Source organism: Luteipulveratus mongoliensis, from assembly GCF_001190945.1.
In the GTDB taxonomy this organism is placed as follows: domain Bacteria; phylum Actinomycetota; class Actinomycetes; order Actinomycetales; family Dermatophilaceae; genus Luteipulveratus; species Luteipulveratus mongoliensis.
The window spans coordinates 5206807-5227054 of sequence record NZ_CP011112.1; the positions used below are offsets into that span (position 1 = coordinate 5206807).

General features: G+C 68.3%; 19 protein-coding genes. 8 read left to right on the forward strand and 11 right to left on the reverse strand.

Features of this window, described 5'->3' with window-relative positions; genetic code table 11:
- Positions 1-30 precede the first annotated feature (30 nt).
- From VV02_RS24800 to VV02_RS24810, 3 genes are read right to left on the reverse strand one after another with little or no spacing between them, the layout of a single operon-like run.
- Complete coding sequence (locus tag VV02_RS24800; protein WP_052596021.1) at positions 31-657, reverse strand: superoxide dismutase; 627 nt, start codon at positions 655-657, stop codon at positions 31-33.
- Positions 658-713: 56 nt separating this feature from the next.
- Positions 714-1202 (reverse strand): Fur family transcriptional regulator, encoded by a 489-nt coding sequence (locus VV02_RS24805; protein ID WP_083450416.1) that lies wholly within the window; start codon positions 1200-1202, stop codon positions 714-716.
- 53 nt (positions 1203-1255) lie between these two features.
- Positions 1256-2458, reverse strand: coding sequence for a serine hydrolase domain-containing protein (locus VV02_RS24810; protein WP_052596024.1), 1203 nt, complete (start codon positions 2456-2458; stop codon positions 1256-1258).
- Positions 2459-2634: 176 nt separating this feature from the next.
- Here VV02_RS24810 and VV02_RS24815 point away from each other — a divergent pair, with 176 nt between their 5' ends.
- Together VV02_RS24815 and VV02_RS24820 are read left to right on the forward strand one after the other, a co-directional pair.
- Entirely contained in the window at positions 2635-3225 is a 591-nt protein-coding gene (locus VV02_RS24815; protein WP_052596026.1) for a GNAT family N-acetyltransferase, read from the forward strand.
- Between the two features lie 41 nt (positions 3226-3266).
- Complete coding sequence (locus VV02_RS24820; RefSeq protein WP_083450623.1) at positions 3267-3860, forward strand: GNAT family N-acetyltransferase; 594 nt, start codon at positions 3267-3269, stop codon at positions 3858-3860.
- Here VV02_RS24820 and VV02_RS24825 read toward each other — a convergent pair.
- From VV02_RS24825 to VV02_RS24860, 8 genes are all read right to left on the reverse strand, one after another.
- The gene (locus tag VV02_RS24825; protein WP_052596029.1) at positions 3842-4621 is read right to left on the reverse strand and encodes an SDR family NAD(P)-dependent oxidoreductase; all 780 of its coding nucleotides are present in this window, start codon (positions 4619-4621) and stop codon (positions 3842-3844) included. The genes VV02_RS24820 and VV02_RS24825 overlap by 19 nt on opposite strands.
- Before the next feature lie 42 nt (positions 4622-4663).
- Complete coding sequence (locus VV02_RS24830) at positions 4664-5722, reverse strand: P1 family peptidase (protein ID WP_342667859.1); 1059 nt, start codon at positions 5720-5722, stop codon at positions 4664-4666.
- Positions 5715-6578 carry an ATP-binding cassette domain-containing protein gene (locus VV02_RS24835; RefSeq protein WP_052596033.1) on the reverse strand — a complete coding sequence of 288 codons (864 nt, stop codon included), beginning with the start codon at positions 6576-6578 and terminating at the stop codon, positions 5715-5717. Before VV02_RS24835 ends, VV02_RS24830 begins: the two co-directional genes overlap by 8 nt.
- Positions 6575-7534, reverse strand: coding sequence for an ABC transporter ATP-binding protein (locus tag VV02_RS24840; RefSeq protein ID WP_052596034.1), 960 nt, complete (start codon positions 7532-7534; stop codon positions 6575-6577). The genes VV02_RS24835 and VV02_RS24840 overlap by 4 nt, the downstream gene beginning before the upstream one ends.
- Positions 7531-8394 (reverse strand): ABC transporter permease, encoded by an 864-nt coding sequence (locus VV02_RS24845; RefSeq protein WP_052596035.1) that lies wholly within the window; start codon positions 8392-8394, stop codon positions 7531-7533. The genes VV02_RS24840 and VV02_RS24845 overlap by 4 nt, the downstream gene beginning before the upstream one ends.
- On the reverse strand, positions 8391-9338 hold the full coding sequence (locus tag VV02_RS24850) for an ABC transporter permease (RefSeq protein WP_052596037.1): 948 nt from the start codon (positions 9336-9338) through the stop codon (positions 8391-8393). The genes VV02_RS24845 and VV02_RS24850 overlap by 4 nt, the downstream gene beginning before the upstream one ends.
- A gap of 10 nt (positions 9339-9348) precedes the next feature.
- Positions 9349-10899, reverse strand: a complete 1551-nt coding sequence (locus VV02_RS24855; RefSeq protein WP_052596039.1) for an ABC transporter substrate-binding protein — start codon at positions 10897-10899, stop codon at positions 9349-9351.
- A 241-nt stretch (positions 10900-11140) separates the two neighbouring features.
- The gene (locus VV02_RS24860; RefSeq protein WP_169787753.1) at positions 11141-12481 is read right to left on the reverse strand and encodes an HNH endonuclease signature motif containing protein; all 1341 of its coding nucleotides are present in this window, start codon (positions 12479-12481) and stop codon (positions 11141-11143) included.
- 284 nt (positions 12482-12765) lie between these two features.
- Here VV02_RS24860 and VV02_RS24865 point away from each other — a divergent pair, with 284 nt between their 5' ends.
- The 6 genes from VV02_RS24865 to VV02_RS24890 all read left to right on the forward strand — a co-directional run bounded on the left by VV02_RS24865 (position 12766) and on the right by VV02_RS24890 (position 20234).
- Positions 12766-13389 carry a DUF6318 family protein gene (locus tag VV02_RS24865; RefSeq protein WP_052596042.1) on the forward strand — a complete coding sequence of 208 codons (624 nt, stop codon included), beginning with the start codon at positions 12766-12768 and terminating at the stop codon, positions 13387-13389.
- Between the two features lie 161 nt (positions 13390-13550).
- The gene (locus VV02_RS24870) at positions 13551-14303 is read left to right on the forward strand and encodes a hypothetical protein (protein WP_157063556.1); all 753 of its coding nucleotides are present in this window, start codon (positions 13551-13553) and stop codon (positions 14301-14303) included.
- Between the two features lie 153 nt (positions 14304-14456).
- Positions 14457-16361 carry a lysophospholipid acyltransferase gene (locus VV02_RS24875; protein WP_052596046.1) on the forward strand — a complete coding sequence of 635 codons (1905 nt, stop codon included), beginning with the start codon at positions 14457-14459 and terminating at the stop codon, positions 16359-16361.
- A complete protein-coding gene (locus tag VV02_RS24880; RefSeq protein ID WP_052596048.1) occupies positions 16358-17794 on the forward strand; it encodes an HAD-IB family hydrolase in 1437 nt (478 codons plus the stop codon). The genes VV02_RS24875 and VV02_RS24880 overlap by 4 nt, the downstream gene beginning before the upstream one ends.
- Entirely contained in the window at positions 17794-18810 is a 1017-nt protein-coding gene (locus VV02_RS24885; RefSeq protein WP_052596050.1) for an NAD(P)H-dependent glycerol-3-phosphate dehydrogenase, read from the forward strand. The genes VV02_RS24880 and VV02_RS24885 overlap by 1 nt, the downstream gene beginning before the upstream one ends.
- Positions 18807-20234, forward strand: coding sequence for a wax ester/triacylglycerol synthase domain-containing protein (locus tag VV02_RS24890; protein WP_169787754.1), 1428 nt, complete (start codon positions 18807-18809; stop codon positions 20232-20234). The genes VV02_RS24885 and VV02_RS24890 overlap by 4 nt, the downstream gene beginning before the upstream one ends.
- Positions 20235-20248: the final 14 nt, after the last annotated feature.

A 20248-nucleotide genomic window follows, 5' to 3' on the forward strand; every position in this document is an offset into this window, starting at 1 on the left:
GACGTACGCCGAGCGGCCCCTGGGAGACCGTCAGGACGAGAGGATCAGGCCCTTCGTGGCCTGGCGGGCGCGGGTGAAGCGGTCGATGACGTCTGCCCAGTTGACGATGTTCCACCAGGCTTTGACGTAGTCGGGCTTGACGTTGCGGTACTGCAGGTAGAACGCGTGCTCCCACATGTCCAGCATCAGCAGCGGCGTCAGCCCGACGGGTAGGTTGCCCTGGTGGTCGTACAGCTGGACGATCAGCAGCCGCTCACCGATCGAGTCCCACGCGAGGATCGACCAGCCGGAACCCTGAATGCCCAGCGCGTTGGCCGTGAAGTGCGCGCGGAACGCATCGAACGAGCCGAACTGGTCATCGATCGCCTGCTGCAGCTCGCCGTCCGGCTTGTCACCGCCGTCGGGCGACATGTTGGGCCAGAACACCGAGTGGTTGACGTGGCCGGCGAGGTTGAAGGCGAGGTTCTTCTCCAGGAGGTTGACCTTGGTCAGCTCCTCCTTGTCGCGCATCTCCGCCATCTGCTCGATCGCGGTGTTGGCGCCCTTGACGTAGGTGTCGTGGTGCTTGGAGTGGTGCAGCTCCATGATCTCGCCACTGATGTGCGGGGCGAGTGCGCCGTAGTCGTACGGGAGCTCGGGCAGCGTGTAGTCGGCCATGCGGTCTCCTTCGGTAGCTCTAGATGCGACTTAGTCGCATATGGCTACCGTACGACTTACCCCTCGCGGCAGTCGGAGCAGGTCCCGAGGAGGGCCGCGTGACAGGTATCGATGTCGAATCCCGTTCGCTTCCGGACGGATTCGCGCATCGGCTCGAGGTCGTCAGCGGGCAGGTCGAAGAAGCGCTGGCACTGGGTGCACTGCAGGTGCGTGTGCGCGTGATGGCGCGCGTCGCCCGAGGCGAGGTGATAGATCGTGGCCGATCCAGGCACGTGCGTGTGGGTGATGACGCCCAGCTCGGACAGCGACTGCAGGGAGCGATAGACCGTGGCGCGATGTACGCCGGGGGCGTGCTCCGCGACCGCCGCGCCGATGGCCTCCGCGTCCAGGTGCGCCTCGGTGGCGTCGAGAATCTCCAGGACGGCGCGCCGCCCGGGTGTGACGCGCTCGCCCTGGTCGCGCAGTGCCCGCAGGGCCGCGTCCACCCTGGACATCGTGCGACTCGCGGACGCGTCAGGGGGTGCGGGGGTGCCTTGCCGAGTCATGCCCCTCAGTCTGACGCGTGTCACGAGAGGCGCAACCCCGCGGCTTCGTTGGGTCAGCAGGTCTTCTGCAGCGCGGCCAGTGCCCACGGGTTGATGTCGAACGGCTGCTTGCCGGTCGGGTCGGTGAAGTGCCGGCCGGTCCAGCCTGCGCTGATCTGTCGCCGGCCATCCGCGGAGGTGAAGGCGATGGCGTACGTGCCGAAGGTCGCGCCGTCGTGCCCGTAGACGTACTGCTGCGGCTGGCCCTTCTTGGTGCACGGGTCCGGCAGTCGATAGATCCCGAGGCCGTACTCGACGTCGGGCGCGCTCGACCGTGGCCGCACCATCTGGTCGACCAGGCTCTTGCGGACCAGTCGGCCGCTCATGAGCGCGCTCGTGAAGGCGTTGAGATCGCGCGTTGTCGAGACGACCGCGCCGGCCGCGCCGAACTGAGTCGGGTCCTGCCCGGCCAGCGACAGCCAGCCTTCGGCGAAGCGTCCCGACTCGACAAGTCCCGTACGACGGAGCCCGGGCCTCGTCGGGAACGTCGTCTCATGCATCCCCGCGGGCCAGAAGACGCGACGCTCGAGCAGCTTCTTGACCGGCTGGCCGGTCGCCTTCTGCAGCATCATCCCGACAACGATGTAGTTGCTGTTGGAGTAGGCGTAGTCCGTGCCGGACGGGAAGGACCACGGCTGCGTGAGGCCGGCCGCCACGAACTCCTGCGCCGTCGCCGGCTCACCCAGCGCGGCCACGAACGCGGCGTCCGAGTCACCGTGCATCTTCGAACTGATCATCGGGATCAGACCGTCGGGCAGACCGCTGCGGTGGCTGAGCAGCTGTTCCAGGGTGACGTCGCCATGCCCAGGCAGCAGACCCGGCAGCACCTGGTCGACCGTCGTGCTCAAGGTCCAGTGGCCACGCTGAATCTCCTGCAGTGCCAACGTGGCCACCATCGTCTTGGTCACGCTGCCCACCCGGAACTGGTCACCCGGCCGCGCCTCACGCTGCGTCCCTCGCTGGCGCACGCCCGCCGAACCCGCCCACCGCACATGCGGTCCCTGCGCTCGAGCGACGACCGCGACAGCGCCGTCTCGAGTCATCTCATCGAGGTAGGTCTGCAGGGGTGCCGTCGCCTTCCCCGTCGGCTTGAGGTGGACGGCCTGCGGCTCGACCGGCGGGATGGGCGAGACGTCCGCGTGAGCCACCCCCGTCGTACCCACAGCAAGTGCCGTCAGGGTCGCGAGCGTGGTGCCTGCCGTACGTAGGTGTCGCATGGAACCTCTCCTCGATGAGTTGCAGGTTCTTCGACCGTCACATGTCGTACGCCTCGTCGGAACCTCCCTCCGACGGAAGGCGGTCCGCCGAAAGTCGGAGTCAAGAACGTGTTGAGGACCGTCAGGAGCGCATCAAGACGGGCCGACTCGGGCTGCCGAGATGTCAGCGTGGAGCGATGACTCCGTCTGCCTTGCCCGTCCTGCACACCGACCGGCTCGAGCTCCATCCGCTCGACGAGCAGCACCTGGATCTGCTGGTCGACCTCGACAGCGACCCGGACGTCACCCGCTACCTCGCGCAGCAGCGGACCCGCGAAGAGGTGCGTCGCGCCGACCAACGGCTGGTCCACGTCGGCCGCGACGAGCCTGGTCTCGGCTGCTGGATCGGCTTCCACCACGACGCCTTCATCGGCCTGTGGATGCTGACACCGCCCGACAGACCCGACCAGGGTCCGGTCGACGGCCAGGCCGAGCTGGCGTACCGGCTGCTGCCGCTGCACTGGCACCAGGGGTACGCCCGTGAAGGCTCTCGGGCGCTCCTGCGCCACGGCTTCGAGACCGTCGGGCTCATGCGGATCTTCGCGGAGGCGCTGGCCGACAACGCCGACGCGCGCCGCGTTCTGGAGAGCATCGGGATGTCGTACGTCCGCGGCTTCCACTCCCGGTTCGACCACGCCCTGCCCGGCGCCGAGAACGGCGACGTGGAGTACGCCCTCACGCACGGCGCGTGGGTGCGTCACCTGGAGCTTCCGAGGGCCTCGAGGTAAGTCGGATGCGGTGTGCGGCGGGCGCTGCCAGGCTGGCCACCGTGAAGCGACCCACCTTGCGTACCGACCGGATCGAGCTCCGACCGCTCACCGACGAGCATCTTGAGCACCTCGTCGAGCTGGACAGCGATCCTGAGGTGATGCGCTACCTCACCGGCCGCGCACGCACCCGCGAGGAGGTCGAGAAGGTGCACGCCGGGCGTACGGACCCTGCGCTCGACGAGGCAGGGGTCGGCTACTGGGTCGGCTTCGACGGCGACACGTTCTTGGGCTGGTGGCTGCTCACTCCGCCCGACGGTCCGGAGTTCGGCGGCGCGGAGTCGGTCGAGATCGGTTATCGCCTGATGCAGTCGCAGTGGCGGCGCGGGTACGCGAGCGAGGGCTCACGGGAGCTGCTGCGGTATGTCTTCGAAAACACCTCGTACACCAGGGTTTTCGCGGACACGATGGCCGTGAATGCCGGCTCGCGAGCGGTCATGGAGTCCATCGGGCTGACCTACCAACGGACCTATCACGTGCACTTCGACAACCCGCTGCCCGGCACCGAGCAGGGCGAGGTCATCTACGACATCACGCGCGAGCAGTGGCTCGCCTGGGTAGCCGGGCGCGCCCAGGGTCAGGCCGGCGGGTCGTAGCGGCCGTCGATCGCGGTCCAACCGCCGTCGACCAGGATCTGGGTGCCGGTGACGTAAGACGCCGCGTCGCTGGCGAGGTAGACCACCGCTCCGGCGAGCTCGTCCGGCTTCGACCAGCGGCCCAGGGCTGACTTGGCGGCGTACGCGTCGGCCCACTCCTTGTTGTCGAGGATCGGCTGCGTCAGCGGGGTCTCGACGACGCCGGGTGCGACGGCGTTGACCCGGACGCCCTGCGGGCCGAGCTCTGCGGCGGCCGTGCGAACCACTTGGAGCAGGCCGGCTTTCGTTGCGGCATAAGCACTTTGGCCAGGCTCGACCGTGATCGAACGGATCGACGTGAACGCGATGATGCTGCCACTGCCACGCTCCGCCATACCTCGGCCGAACGCACTGATCATCGCGAACGAGCTCTTGAGGTTGAGTCCGATGACCTTGTCGAAGTCCTCGGAGGTGTAGTCCAGCATCCGCTTGCGGACGTTGACGGCGGCGGTCAGCACGAGGATGTCGACGGGATCGAGGTCGGCGACGGCCTGCGAGATCGCTTGCGGGTCAAGGACATTCAATTCGTATGCCTGTGCTGAGCCGCCGCTCACAGTCACCTCATCCGCCACGGCCTTCGCCGCATCGGCCTGCACGTCGGCGACTACCACCTCCGCACCGTGGGCGGCGAGACCACCGACTGCGGCGCGCCCGATGCCGCCCGCGCCACCGACCACGAGGGCCTTGCGTCCGGTCAGGTCGAACATCGTCGCGTAGTCCATCGAATCTCCTCGTCCGAGCCGTCCTCGGCAATGTATCCCTGGTCAGGCGAAGGCGCTGGGGAAGGCCTCGCGGTAGGAACGCCATCGGATGTCGGCCGCCTCGACCGTCTCTGCCGCCAGCATCGCGTGGCCGATCGCACGGGTCACACAGTCCGCGGCACCCTCGAGCAGGCCATGGAACGCCACCATGTCCGGCGCGTCGCGCTCACCGGTCGCCATCGCGAAGAGCGTGTCGCCGTCGAACATCGTGTGCACCGGGCGCACCGCGCGAGCCATGCCGTCGTGGCCGATGCCGGCGACCTTCTGGCACTGCGCCTTGGTCAGCGTGGCATCAGTCGCGATCACGCCGATGATGGTCGCCATGCCGTAGCGCAGACCGGACGTCAGCTCGCGCTCGCTGGCCAGGCGGAGCGCGGTCTCCAGCTCAGCCGGGTCGGGCTGACGCAGGTCGAACTCTCCAGGGAGACCGAACCGGGCGGCGTACAGCTCGCCGGTCTGCGGGTCGACGGGCGAGCCCATGGGGTTCGCGACGGCTATGGCCGCGACCGTGGTGCCGTCCGCGAGGACGAGGCTCGCGGAGCCCACCCCTCCCTTGAGTCCGCCGGCCTTGGCGCCCGTGCCACCGCCGACGTTGCCCTGCTGCACTGCCGCGCCAGGCTCGGAGGCGACGGCCGCGTCGTACGCCGCCTCTCCCATGGCTGCGTCCGGCCGTTTGGTGAAGTCGCCGCCGCGCTTGAGGTCGAAGATCACCGCAGCCGGCACGAGCGGTACGACTTCGCCAGGCTCCCCCATCTCGAGGCCGATTCCCTTGCGCCCCAACGCATCCATCACACCGGAGGCCGTTGCCAGACCGTATGCACTGCCACCGCTCAGCACGATCGCGTGGATGCGCTCGACGAGGTTGCGCGGGTCGAGCAGGTCGGTCTCGCGGGTGCCCGGGCCACCGCCGCGTACGTCGACCCCGGCGACCGCTCCGGCATCGGGCGCGAGCACGCACGTCGTCCCGGACAGCCAACCGTCACCAGTCCGCTGGGCATGCCCGACGCGTACGCCAGCTACGTCGGTCAGCGTGTTGGTCGGCCCTGCCTTCAGCTCACTCACGATCCAGCTCCTGACGATCGGTGGTCATCTTCGCGCCCGCGGCGAGGTCGGCGGCGGTACGGCCGGCGAGGGCATCGGCGAGGTGCGGGATCGCTGCGACCAGGGACCGGGTGTACGCGTGCGCCGGCTCCTCGTAGACCTGGTCGGTGGCACCGACCTCCACCACCTCACCCGCGCGCATCACTGCCACGCGCTCGCACACGTGGCGGACAACGGACAGGTCATGAGAGACGAAAACCAATGTGAGATCGAGGCGTTCGACGATCTCGAGGATCAGGTTGAGCACCTGGGCACGCACGGACACGTCGAGCGCACTGACCGGCTCGTCGGCCACCAGGATGCGCGGATCCGGCGCGAGCGCGCGGGCGATCGAGATGCGCTGCCGCTGACCACCGGAGAACTGGTGCGGGTAGCGACCAGCCGCATCCGCGGACAGCCCGACCGACTCCAGCAGCTCGGCGATCCGCTCCGGAGGATGCGGTTTGCCTTGTGCCACAAGGGGTTCGGCGACGATGTCGCGCACCCGCATCCGCGGGTCGAGCGAGCTCATCGGGTCCTGCAGGACGAGCTGCATCTGGTCACGCAGGAAGCCGAGCCGGCTCTCGCGCAACCGGCTGATCTCCCGGCCCTCCACCTGGACGCTCCCGCTCGTCGGACGGTCGAGGCCGGCGATGATGCGCAACAGGGTCGACTTGCCGCAGCCAGACTCCCCCACGATCCCGAACCGCTCGCCGGTCGCGATGTCGAGGGTGATCCCGCGCAGCGCATGGACGACAGGTGCGGGCTTGAGCAGTGATGTGCGCGGCCGGCGGAAGTCTCGGCGTACGTCGTTGAGCTGGATCACCGGCGTGGTCATGCGGGCACCCCCACCGGGTGGACACACGCGTGACCGTGCTCAGGATCGTCGCCGGTCCAGTCGGGCAACGTCTCACACTCGGATGTTGCTGCGGCGCAACGGTTGCGGAAGACGCAGCCCGCGGGAAATGCTCCCGCCTGAGGCACCGCGCCCGGGATCGTGAGCAGCTGCCCTGCATCGTTGACAGCCAGGTCCGACGCGGCCAACAGCCCCGCGGTGTAGCGGTGCTGGGGGCGAGTGAAGACGTCCTGGACCTCCCCCGCCTCGACGATGCGGCCGCCGTACATCACCAGCACTCGATCGCACACCGTCGCGACGACGCCGAGGTCGTGCGTGATGAACAGCAGAGCCGACTCCCTCGCGGCCACACCGCGGGTGATGAGGTCCAGCACGAGCGCCTGCACGGTCACATCGAGCGCTGTGGTCGGCTCGTCGCAGATCAATAGCTCGGGATCGTTGGCGAGGGCGATCGCGGCCACCACCCGCTGCCGCTGACCGCCGGAGAGCTGGTGAGGGTACGCCCGCGCCGCCTCCGCGGGCGACGGCAACCCGACGTCGTCCAGCAGCTTGACCGCGGCAGCGCGAGCAGCCTTGCGGTTGCTGTGTGTTCGATGCAGACGCATGGTCTCGGCGACCTGGTCACCGACGCGCATCGTGGGGTTGAGCGCGGTCATCGGCTCCTGGAACACCATCGACATCTGCTGCCCTCGCAAGGGCGCCAGCGTGCCCTCGGGTGATCCGATGATCTGGGTCGAGCCCAGTCGGACGGAGCCGCCCGCACTCAGCTCCTCAGGGAGCAGGCCCATGAGCGCCAGAGCCGTCAACGACTTGCCCGAACCCGACTCGCCGATCAGGCCGACGCGCTCGCCCCGACCGATCGTGAACGAGACGTCCTCGATGAGAGGCAGGCCACCGGCGTACACCGACAGGCCCTCGGCCTGCAGTACCTCGCTCATGTTGCGCTCCCCGCGTCATCACGCGCCGCGACCTGGGCGCGTCGCTCCATCCGTGGGTCGAGCATGTCCCTCAGTCCATCACCGAGAAGGTTGAAACCTAGTACTGCCAACGCAATTGCGACTCCAGGGATGATCGCGAGGCGTGGCGCCTGCCCCAGGAGCGACTGGCTCTCCTGCAGCATCCGCCCCCACGAGGGCACGTCGGGCGGCGCGCCGAGGCCGAGGAACGACAGCGCCGCCTCCGCCAGGATCGCGATGGCGAAGGACACCGACGCCTGCACGATGATCAGGCTCATCACGTTGGGCAGGACGTGACGTACGCCGATGGCCAGTGGCCGTCGACCCGCGGCGCGGGCGGCGACGACGTACTCGGCGCCCATGACCTGGAGGGCGCCGCTGCGGACGACACGGGCGAAGACCGGGACCGTTGCGATACCGATCGCGATCATCGCGGTCAGCACGCTCGCCCCGTAGACCGCTCCGAGCATGATCGCCAGCAGCAGCGCGGGGAACGCGAGGAGCAGGTCGTTGATGCGCATGAGGACTTCGCCGAGCCAACGCAGTCGAGGGCTCGTCATGGCGGCGACGATGCCGAGAGGTACGCCGATCACGGCTGCGATGCCGACCGAGACGATGCCGACGAAGAGTGTCGTCCGGGCGCCGACCAGGATCTGCGCGAAGACGTCTCGGCCGAGCTTGTCGGCACCGAGCCAGTGCGCGCCGGATGGTGTGGCGAGCCGGTCGTCGGGCACGACGAGGCCGGGATCCTGCGGCGTCCAGACGAACGAGATCAGGGCGAGGAGGACCACGGCGGCCACGAGGACGGCCCCGGCGATGAGGCTCGGGTTGAGGCGTCTCATCGGCTGCTCCGCAGACGTGGATCGATGACCAGGTAGAGCACGTCGACGACGAAGTTGACGATCAGCACTGCCGCCACGAGCAGCACCACGATGTCCTGCACCATCAACAGGTCCCGGTTGGCGACGGCGTCCAGCAGACCCGAGCCGAGGCCCGGGATCACGAAGACTCGCTCGATGACCACGGCGCCGACCAGAAGAGTCGAGAGCTGCAGTCCGAGCACGGTCACCACCGGGATCGCCGCGTTGCGCAACCCGTGGCGTACGAGGGCGGGCATGGGCCGCAGACCCTTGGCGCGCGCCGTACGGATGTAGTCCTCGCGCATCACGTCGAGGACCGCGGATCGTACGTATCGGGCGAGCAGGGCGCCCTGCACGATGCCCAGGCTGACAACCGGGAGGACCAGCTGCTTGAGGAACATCACCGGGTCGTCGGCGGGCGCGGTCCAGCCGTTGGCCGGCAGCCAGCCGAGCCGGACCGCGAACAGCGCCACCAGCAGCAGGCCCGCGAGGAAGGCCGGGATCGCGACACCAAGCTGGGACAGCGCCGAGAGCACGAGGCCCGAGAGCTTGCGGTGGCGGACGGCCATCAGGATGCCGAGCGGCACCGCGATGAGCACGGCGACGATCATCGACGTGGCAACGAGCCAGAGTGTCACCTGCAGGCGATCGGCGACCTGCGGGCCGATCGCGGCACGCGAGATGTAGGACGTACCGAGGTCGAAGTGCAGCAGCCCTCCGACCCAGTCGAAGTACTGCGTCACCTTGGGTCGATCCAGGCCGTAGTCGCGCTCCAGCTGAGCCACCGCGTCGTCAGATGCGTTGACCCCCAACGCAACTCGCGCCGGGTTGCCTGGCAGCACGACCATGAAGGCGAACACCACGACCGTGCTGATGGCCAGACTCGCCATGAGAATGCCGAGCCTGGTCAGCAGACGAAGGATCATCGGCGGTTCATCAGCGGCTGAGCGCGGCCAGGTCGAAGCCTTCGGTGATGGCGTTCTTGGGCAGTCCGGTGATGCCCTTGTCGGCGACCATCAGGTTGGGCAGCAGGAACAGGAAGTCGGCGGCTGCGTCGTCCACGAGGAGCCGTGCTGCCTTCTTCATGTTGGCGACCTGATCGGTCTCCGTGCCGGAGTCAGCCGCCTTGAGGTAGGTCTGCATCTGCGGGTCGGAGAACTTGGTGTAGTACTTCGGGTCGCCGAAAACCGTTGGCAGGTCACGGGGTTCGACGTGACTGATCATCGACATGTCGTAGTCAGCGTTGGTGAAGACGTTGCTCAGCCACGCCGCGGGGAACTCCAGGGTGTCGAGCTTCACCTTGAAGCCGACCTGCTCGAGCATGCTCTTCACGACCGGACCGCAAGCGGTCGCATAAGGCAGTGCGGGGAGACGCAAGCGGATCGTCGTACCGGCCTTGCCTGACTGCTTGAGCAGGTCCTTGGCCTTCTGCTGGTCGTAGGGCGTCACCTTGGTGAGGTCCTCGTACCAAGGATCGGTCGGCGGGACCATCGAGCCGATCTGCTCACCATGGCCGGCCCAGCAGGTGTCGATGAGGCCCTTGTGGTTGATGCCGTAGCGGACCGCCTGACGAACTCGCTTGTCGTTGAACGGTGCTCGCGCGTTGTTCATCGACAGGACGATCTCGCCGTTAGTCGTGCCTTCGATGATCTGGTACTTGTCGGGCGAGAACTGCGACAGCGACTCGGGCGCCTGCACGGTGCTGACGACGTTGATCGTCTTGGAGAGCAGCGCGTTGTTGAGGGACGTCGGGTCCTTGAAGTACTTCAGCGTCACCGTCTTGAAGTGCGGCTTGGTGCCCCAGTACTTCTCGTTGCGGGTCAGCACGATCGAGTCGCCGCGCGCCCACTTGGTGAACGTGTAGGGGCCGGAGCCGATCGGCTTGTTGGCGAGGTCGCCGCCGGCCTTGGGGAAGATCGCGCCGATGCGAGTCGTCATGTCGAACAGCCAGTTGTTGCTGGGCTGCTTGAGGAGGACCTGGACCTTCGTCGGGCTGAGCGCCTTCACGGACGCGACGGGGTCCATCTTCGCCTTGAGACCGATGGTCCACTTCGTCTTGACCTGGTTGATCGAGTAGACGACGTCGTCCGCGGTGAGGGGCGTTCCGTTGGAGAAGGTGGCGTTGGCCGGCAGGTCGAACGTGTAGGTCTTGCGGTCCTTCTCGACCGACCGCTTGGTCGCGAGTCCGTTGACGACTTTCCCGTTCTGGTCCTGCTTGACGAGCGTCTCGTAGATGTTGCCCAGCTCGGCCTGCGGGATCGCGGCGCCATCATTCTTGGTGAAGTCGAGGCTGGCCGGCTCAGCGATGAGGCCGATGGTGATGCCGTCGTTGCTCGGTCCGCTCGGCGCGCTCGACCCTGGCGCACCTGATCCGCTGGTGGTCGGCGCGCTGCCCGTCTGGTCGTCCTTGGTGGAGCCGGCCGAACATCCGGCCACCAGGCTGACGCCCAGCACTGCCACCACAACTCGGGTACGACGGAGGGACATCGAGACTCCTTGTCACGGGCGACGCCACCTCGCGCCGCATCGAAAGCCAAGCATGGCGTACGCCGCCCGGTCGCGCAGCGCGTCGCGGGTCACACTTTGGAAAACCTGAGTCAGCCCCCGGCCGGGTCGCCGCTGCGGCGCGGGCCTGGGCGGCGCGGGCCTGGGCGGGGCGGGGCTGGGCGGCGCGGGCCCGGGCATGCGACTGAGCCCGCCACGTTCGGCGGGCTGAGGGGCGGCGGCGTCAGGTATGGCCAACGGCTTGGTCCAGCCGCCAAACAACACCGGTCGGGCTGATGGCCGCGGTCAGGTCGCGGCGGTGGACGAGCGTGTGGTGCCGCTGACACAGCAACGCCGCGTTGGCCAGGTCTGTGCGGCCGCCGCGCGACCACCAGACCACGTGGTGCGCGTCGCACCACTGCGCCGGGATCGTGCACCCTGGGAAGGTGCAGCCCTGATCTCGCTGCCACAGCGTCCGCCGCTGCGCCGGGGTGAACAACCGCACCTCGCGACCCACATCAAGCACCTCACCGGCCGAGCCGAGGACCATCGGCACGATCCCCGCATCACACGCCATCCGGCGTACGACCTGCGCTGACAGCACCTCGCCGGTCGCGGTCGTGCCGGCCCCAGCGCGCGCGGCAACCCCTGCCCCGGCTCCCACCCGAACCCCGGCTCGGCCGAGATCCTCGGCCAGCTCTTCCCACGGCAGCGTGACCACGACCTGCGCCTTAGCGGCCTTCGGCTGCTCGCCCGGCGCGGAGACGCCTCGTCGCACGACCTCGATGAGAGCGTCCGCACGACGCGTGGCGGCAGGGCGCGGGTCGGGTTCGCCGTCGGGACCCGGCACCGGTGCGGACAAGCCGGCGATCGCAGCGTCGATGGTCGCGGCACCTTCGGGATCAAGAAGCACTCGATACTCCGCCAGACCCGCCGGCCCTGCCTGCTTGAACAAGGCCCGACCACGCCCGGCAGCATCCTGCTCCGCATCGAGATCGCGCTCCGGCTTCAACAGCTGACCGGCACGACCGATCGCGACCCGCAGCTCGCGCGGTGTCAGGCCCGCGCGCTCAGGAGTCTCAGCAGCAGCCCCCACCAGGATGTCGACCGTCTCCGCGAGCGGCGCCGGCTCGGCCACGGGCGCGACGTCGGTCACGAACCGCACCAGCTGATCAGCCTTGCCCAGACCCACCGCGCCCGCGACGAACGCCTCCCACACCGGCCGCGCTGCCGTCCGGTCTGCAGCAGCCGCGACCCGGTTGACCCGCGAGACGTGCGACGGATCCGGGGGCAACCCGACCCGCGCCTCGACACCGCGGCGCTGAACGGTGGCCACCCAGTCCACGACCCCGAAGCCGTGCTCCCGATGCAGACCCCGGCCGATGCCCTCACGCAGCACCGCGACCTCGACCCGGTCCAGCACGGCACGCGCTGCACCCGTGAGCGCCAGCAGTTCCTCGACCTGGACTCCCGACAACGACCACAGCCCGTCGCCGTCGATCACATCCAAGGACTCGACCGCAGCCTGGGCAGCACTGACCATCGCCTCTCCTCGAGGCTGCTGATCAGTCGGTTGAACGGCCATGCATCGAACGTACATTCGACCACCGACAACCTCCTCCAAGCCACCAGTCACCAGCAGCACCAACGGCTTCCGACGTCGAGAGGTCAGGCGGCGCGAGCCGACAATCTCGTCGGAGGCGGCTCCTGTGGACAACGGCACAGCGTGCGCGGGGCCACCAAGATGGGCGCATGCGCATCGCCCCGTTCCGTGAGCCGACCGACATTGGTCCGACTCGCAATGCCCCATGCGTGCGGACGGCTCGGCATACTCACGTCGGCATTGCCCGAACCACAGGGGGAACATCCATGCAGGCCAGCCCTTTCCGCGCGACCGCGACCAGCGTTGCGCTGGCTGCACTCGTCGGTACGACGCTCCTCACCGGTTGCGACGACTCCGGTTCGGAGGGTGGCAGCACTCCCACGTCGTCTGCGAGCTCGACGACGTCCGCGCCCTCGTCACCTCCGGCCAGCAGTACGTCCGCCTCACCGACCTCGTCCGCACTCGGCCCCGGACTGCCCGGCGTCCCCGCCAATGCCCGTGCCAACACCGAAGCCGCCGCCATCGCCTTCACCAAGCACTACATCAACCAGGTCAATCACACTCGGATGGCACCAAAGACTGGGGTCATCGAGCCATTCGGGCTGCCCGGCTGCAAATCGTGCACCGCCTTCGCCGGAAGCATCCAGTACCTCAAGGAGAACGGAGAAAGGTACTCGGCTCCACTTCTCCTGGTGTCACGCGCTACCCGGATCACCGGCGAAAGCGGAATGGTCATCCAAGTCGGATTCAACGCGACGACCGTTCCCGTGATCGGCCGCGACGGCACAACGTCACGCACCCAGCGCGCATCTGCCGACTACGTAGCCGTCTACTTCCTCAGGTGGGCAGCCGACGGCTGGCGAGTCAAAGAAATAAAGGAAGCGGCGTGAGGCCCACCACGGTTTCGCTTACGGCACTTGCCGGATCAGTAGCGCTCTCAGCTGTTCTATTGACGAGTCCTGCCCGCGCTGACACGCCGCCACCACCATCTGACTGTGGGCAGGCATGTCAGGGCAACGGAGGCCAATACAACGGGTTGCCACCGACGTACGTGTACAAGACCAAAGGGCCGTGGCCCGGCGGCAAGGGCAGTAAAGGCGGCGGGCAACCGGTCCCGTACGAGTACACGACCCCGATGGCCTGTCCGCGCAGCAGCCCGGACAACCCGAACGACTACGGCTGCGGCAGCGCGCTCACCATGTGCATGCAGCAGGTCCACGCGACCGGCCCGTACTCCCGCGTCTATCGCCGCCTGCTCGGCCCGGACGACACCAAGGGCCCGTGGGAGCTCGTCGGTTCGACGTGCTGGCCGGAGAAGGTCCCGGGCACGCCGGCCAAACCCCGCCTGACCATCGCGATGATCAAAGCCGCGTGGACGCACACGCCCTTCGCCAAACCGACGCTCTCGATCCAGCCGGTCGGCAATCGGACCCTCGTGACTCTCCCGACCTATTTCCAGGTGACGTGGCCGGCGACGGGCAATCAGCCCGACGAGGTCCGCACCGTCACGCTGGTCGGACAGCGCGTCGACATCAAGCCGACGTTCAAAAAGGTGACCTATACGTTCGGCGACGGCACCTCGGCGACCACCACCTCACTCGGCGGGCCCTACCCGACCGGCGACATCAAGCACGCCTACAACAACCCGGGTTCGGTGAGCGTCAGCACGACAGCGACGTACGGCGGGCAGTTCCGTATCGGCGGACAAGGTGAGTGGGTCGACGTACCTGGCACGCTGCCGATCGCCGGACCCGCGCAGCAGCTGCAGATCGTGACCGCGACCAACCGTCTCGTCAACGAGTGAGGTCCACGGTCTCGATACGGGCCTCCGCAAGCTCCGGCCCTACTCGACCGGCGGGAGAGTCCGCCGCAGACGGCCAACCCATTGACCGTTACCGGTGAGTCAACAAGACTGTCCGCACCGTGACGCTCTGCACACGGCGTACCAGGAGGTCCCATGCGAGTCGTACCCGAGTCCGCTGCGATCACTGGTGCCCTGGACCGTGTCCATGCGCGCGGCGTGCTGCAGCACGCCGGCCTGATCGGAGAGAGTCTGACGCCGCTCGCCTCGGACTCCCGTGAGGTCGCCGAGCTGCTCGTCGATCCGGCGTACGACGACACGATGTCCGCCCTCGCGGCCAAGCTCGGGCAGGACGAGACTCGCGTCCGCGAAGAGGCCGCCCAGTACCTCCGCGAGATGTCCGCGACGCACAGCGACCGGGCCAGCGAGAGCTTCCGCAAGTTCGGCCAGTGGATGATGCGTGCGCACGACGTCTTCGTGGACGACGACTCGATCAGCCGGCTGCGCTCGTTGGACCGCCAGTCGTCGCTGCTGTTCTTGTTCTCCCACCGCTCCTACCTCGACGGCGCGATGGTGCCCGAGGTCCTGGCATCGCGCGGCATCTCACCGGCGTTCACGTTCGCGGGCGCCAACCTCAACTTCTTCCCGATGGGCTCGGTGGTCAGCCGCTCCGGGGGCATCTTCATCCGCCGCGACACGCATGACCTGCCGGTCTACCGCGGCGCGCTGCGGGCGTACATCGGTCAGCTCGTCCGCAACCGCGCCAACCTGGCCTGGTCGATCGAGGGCGGCCGCACCCGGACCGGCAAGCTGCGACCACCGGTCTTCGGGATCATGCGCTACGTCGTGGACGCCGTGGACGCCCTCGACCAGGCCAGCGACGGGACCGGCGCGGAGGCGCACGGTGACGCGCTCGTCGTACCCGTCTCGATCGTCTACGACCAGCTGCACGAGGTCGCCCGGATGACGACCGAGGCCCGCGGCGGCAATAAGCGTCCCGAGGACCTGCGCTGGCTCGTCCAGTTCGCCCGCGATCAGCGGCAGCGACTCGGCCGCGCCTACCTCGACTTCGGTGAGCCGTTCTCGCTGCGCGACCGGCTGGGTGAGCTGAGCGCCGGCGAGGCGCCCCACCTGGTCGAACGCATCGCCCTCGACACCTGCCACCGCATCAACCGCGCGACGCCGGTGACCGCGACCGCCATCGTCAGTCTGGCCATGCTCGGCGTCGATCGGGCGCTCAGCCTGGGCGAGGTCATGGAGACCATCGAGCCGCTCGTCGGATACCTCGACAGCCGTGAGTGGCCGGTCGCCGGGGCGGCCAATCTCACCGATCGGTCGACCGTACGTCGGGCGCTCCAGGAGCTCGTCGCCTCCGACGTGCTCACGTGTTACGAGGGCGGCACCGAGACGGTGTGGCGCATCGGCCGGGACACCCACCTGATCGCCGCGTTCTATCGCAACACCGCGATCCACGTGCTGGTCGAGCGCGCCATCGGCGAACTCGCGCTGCTGGCAGCGGCCGAGAAGGGCACCGATCCCGGCCCGACCGTGCGCGAGGAAGCGCTGCGGCTGCGCGAGCTGCTGAAGTTCGACTTCTTCTTCTCCAGCCGTGGTGAGTTCGGGGACGAGCTCGAGGCCGAGCTGCGCCGCTTCGACTCCCACGCCGACGCCAAGGTCGAGGTCGATCCCGGAGACCTGCGCCAGCTGCTGCAGCGCTCGAGCCCGCACGTCGCACACCTGGTCCTGCGTCCCTTCCTGGACGCCTACCACGTCGTGGCCGACCGCCTCGTCACGTGGGAGGACCAGGGATTCGATGAAAAGAGATTCCTCGACGAGTGCTTACGAGTGGGTCGCCAGTGGGCGCTCCAGCGGCGAGTAGCGAGCGACGAGTCGATCTCGCTCGAGCTGTTCCGCACCGCGCTGCGGCTCGCGGCGCACCGCGACCTGCTCGAGTCCGACTCACCTCATCTGACCAAGCGGCGCGAGGACTTCCTCGTCGAGATCCGCGAAGCCGCACGACGTGCAGGAGTCGTTGCCGAGATGGCCCGGACCCACCGATGAGCACACCCGAAGACGTCGTCGAGGCGGTTCTGGCCGGCCCCAAGGGTGCCGATATCGGTGCCTTCTTTGACCTGGACGGCACCATCGTCGCGGGCTACACGGCGACCGCGTTCTGGAACGACCGGGTGCGCAACCGAGAGGTCGGCCTCGGCGAGATGGCGACCACGATCGTCGCGGCGATCGACGGCGCGCTCCTCGGCGGGGATCCCACCAAGATGGGCGACGTCAGCGTGGAGAGCCTGCGCGGCCACAGCGAGGACGAGCTCGTCGAGTTCGGTGAGCGGCTGTTCGTCCAGAAGACCGCGGCGACCATCAGGACGCAGTCTCGTGACCTCATCCGGGCGCACCTGCGGATGGGCCACACGGTCGTCGTCGCGTCGGCCGCGACACGCTTCCAGATCGGGCCGATCGCGCACGACCTCGGCATCACCAACATCCTGTGCACCGAGGTCGAGGTCGAGGACGGCATCTTCACCGGACAGCTCGCCGGCCCGATGCTGTGGGGCGAGCCCAAGGCCCGGGCTGTCCGAAAGTTCGCGCGTGACAATGGTATTGACCTGCCGGCGAGCTACGCCTACGCCAACGGCGACGAGGACATCGCCTTCCTCTCCTCCGTCGGCCAACCGCATGCCCTCAACCCGCAGCGCGGACTGCGTGAGGCCGCCACCCAGCAGAAGTGGACGATCCTGGAGATGCGCGAGCCGAAGCGCGCAGGTCTCCGTGCCCTGGCCAGTACGACGGCCGCCATGGCCGGCGCCGGCACCGGACTCGGCGTGGGCGCAGCCCTCGGAATCCTCCACGGGGACAAGCGATTCGGCGTCAACACCGGGCTCTCGCTCGCCGCCGATACAGCGCTGGCCGTGAGTGGCGTACGGCTGAATGTCATCGGTGAGCCCAACCTGTGGAACGCCCGGCCGGCCATCTTCATCGCCAATCACCAGAGCTCGTTGGACGTGCTCGTCGTCGGCTCACTGCTGCGTCGCGACTACACCATGGTCGGCAAGAAGGAAGCGCGTTACGACCCGCGCGCCCTCCTCGGAGGTCTGCTGATCGACCCGGTGTACATCGACCGGTCCAACCCCGAGACAGCGATCGACGCCCTCAGCCAGCTGCGCGACCGTGTCCAGTCGGGCACCTCGATCGTGGTGTTCCCCGAGGGCACCCGCGCGGCGACGCCCGAGCTCGGCCCCTTCAAGAAGGGCGCCTTCCACATGGCCATGCAGGCGGGCGTACCGATCGTCCCGATCGTGCTGCGCAACACGGGTGAGCTCATGTGGCGACGCTCCAAGCTGGTCAATCCGGGCGTGGTCGACGTGTGCGTCCTCGACCCGATCCCCACTGACGGCTGGACACCTGAGGACATCACCGACGTCACCGAGCAGGTGCGCCAGCAGTTCGTCGACACCCTCGAAGAGTGGCCTGAGGAGGCGTGATGGCAAGCAGAAACCCGCGCGTGACCGTGCTCGGAGGCGGCTCCTGGGGCACCACGATCGGCTCTCTCGCCGCGCGCAACACCGAGACGGTGCTCTGGGCGCGCAACGAGGAGACCGTCACCGACATCAACGAGCGCAGCCGCAATTCCCGCTATCTGCAGGACATTCCGGTCACCAAGACATTGCGTGCAACCACCGACCTGGAGGAAGCGGTGGCCGAGGCGGACGTGCTCGTGCTCGGAGTGCCCTCGCAGCACAGCCGCGGTGTCCTCGAGCAGGTGACCAAGCACGTACGTCCCTGGGTTCCGGTCGTCAGTCTGGTCAAGGGTCTCGAGCAGGGATCCAGCAAACGGATGACCGCCATCGTCGAGGAGGTCATGCCGGGCCATCCGGCCGGCGTACTCGCAGGACCCAACATCGCGCGCGAGGTCCTGCAGGGATACGCGGCCGCCGCGACGATTGCGATGCCCGAGCACCGGCAGGCCGAGATGCTCCAGGAACTGTTCCGTACCAACCTCTTTCGCGTCTACACGACCACGGACGTCACGGGCGTCGAGTACGCCGGGTCGCTCAAGAACGTCTACGCCATCGCGGTCGGAGTCGGTGACGGACTGGAGGCCGGCGACAACACCCGCGCCATGGTCATCACCCGCGCGCTGCGCGAGATGACCCGCCTCGGGGTGAGCCTCGGTGGCGACGCGATGACGTTCAACGGACTGGCCGGGATGGGCGACCTGATCGCCACCTGCACGAGCCCGTTCAGTCGCAACCGGACGGTGGGCGTCGGTCTGGCACAAGGCAAGTCGCTCGATCAGATCGCGGCCGAGATGAACCAGGTCGCCGAAGGCGTCAAGACCGTCGCGACCGTCATGAAGCTCGCCGCCGAGCAGGGCATCGACCTGCCGATCGCCCGCGAGATGGACGCGGTCCTCAACCACGGCCAGCCCGTCAAGGAGACCTATCGGGGACTGCTCCGCCAGGCTCCTGGTCACGAGGTTCACGGAGACGAATGGTGAGCACCCCTTTCTCCAACAACGAAGAAGCCTGGGCCGGCGCGTCCGCGTGGGGCGCCGCCGACCGGATGAACGAGATCGAGGCGCTCATGTGGCGCGCCGAACGTCACCCGCGGCTGTCCTCGACGATCACCTCGGTGCTGCTGTACGACGTCGTCCCCGACTGGGACCGCTTCTACGCCGCGCATGAGTGGGCGGCGCAGCTGCTGCCGCGCTGTCGCCAACGAGTGCTCGAACCCGCCGTACCCGTGGGCACGCCCGCCTGGGTGATCGACGACGACTTCGACCTCAGCAACCACGTCCGGCGCGAACACCTCGCCGGCCCGGGCTCCATGAGCCAGCTGCTCGACCTGGCCGCGTCCATCGCCATCGAGCCGTTCGACCGGACCAAACCCTTGTGGCAGGGCACGCTCGTCGAGGGTTTCGACGGCGGCCGGGCGGCCTACATCCTCAAGCTGCACCACTCGTTGACCGACGGCATCGGCGGCATCCAGCTGATGTCTCTCGTGCAGAGCCGCACCCGCGAGCACACCGAGGACAAGCCCGCCGGTGAGCCGCCCCACGAGGCCAGTGCGGACGCCAACCGCCTCGCCGCGGCCGAGGTCAGCGAGCAGGCCCGTCGACTGCCCGGTCTCATGCGCCGATCCGTCGGCCTCGGCGTACGCGCCGCCCTCCGCCCACAGGGCGCGCTCGCCGACGCCACCCGCTTCGGTGCTTCACTGCGTCGTACGCTCTCGCCGCCGCCCGCAGCGCCCTCGCCTCTGCTGCGCGACCGCGAAGGCACGTCTTGGAAGTTCGGCGTCCTGGAGTGCGAGGTTGCTGCCCTCCGCGCGGCCGGCAAGGCGGCCCGCGGCTCGATGAACGACGCCTACATCGCGGCGCTCCTCGGTGGGCTACGGCGCTATCACGAGCACCACGGTCAACCGATCGACGGTCTGCCGATGGTGATGCCGGTCAGCCTGCGCAAGGCGGATGACCCGATGGGTGGCAACAAGTTCGCCGGCGCCTACTTCGCTGCACCGATCGGGATCGCCGACCCGGCCGAGCGCATCGCCACGATCCGCGGCCTCGTGCTGTCGCTGCGGATCGAGCCCGCTCTCGACACGCTGTCGCTGGCCGCGCCGGTGCTCAACCGCGCCCCGTCAGCGCTCGGCGGTCTGCTGTTCGAACGCATCGGCAGCGCGGCAGACCTCTCGGCGTCCAACATCCCCGGAGTGCCCTATCCGACCTACATGGCGGGCGCCAAGGTCGAGCGGTTCTTCCCGTTCGGACCGCTCCCCGGGGTCGCGATCATGGCGGCGATGGTGTCGCACAACGGCACCTGCTGCATCGGCCTCAACCTCGACGGCGACGCGGTCAAGGACCCGGACATCCTGGTCGACTGCCTCCGACAAGGACTCGACGAAGTCCTTGCCCTCGCTGGTTGAGCCGGGCGAGCGCC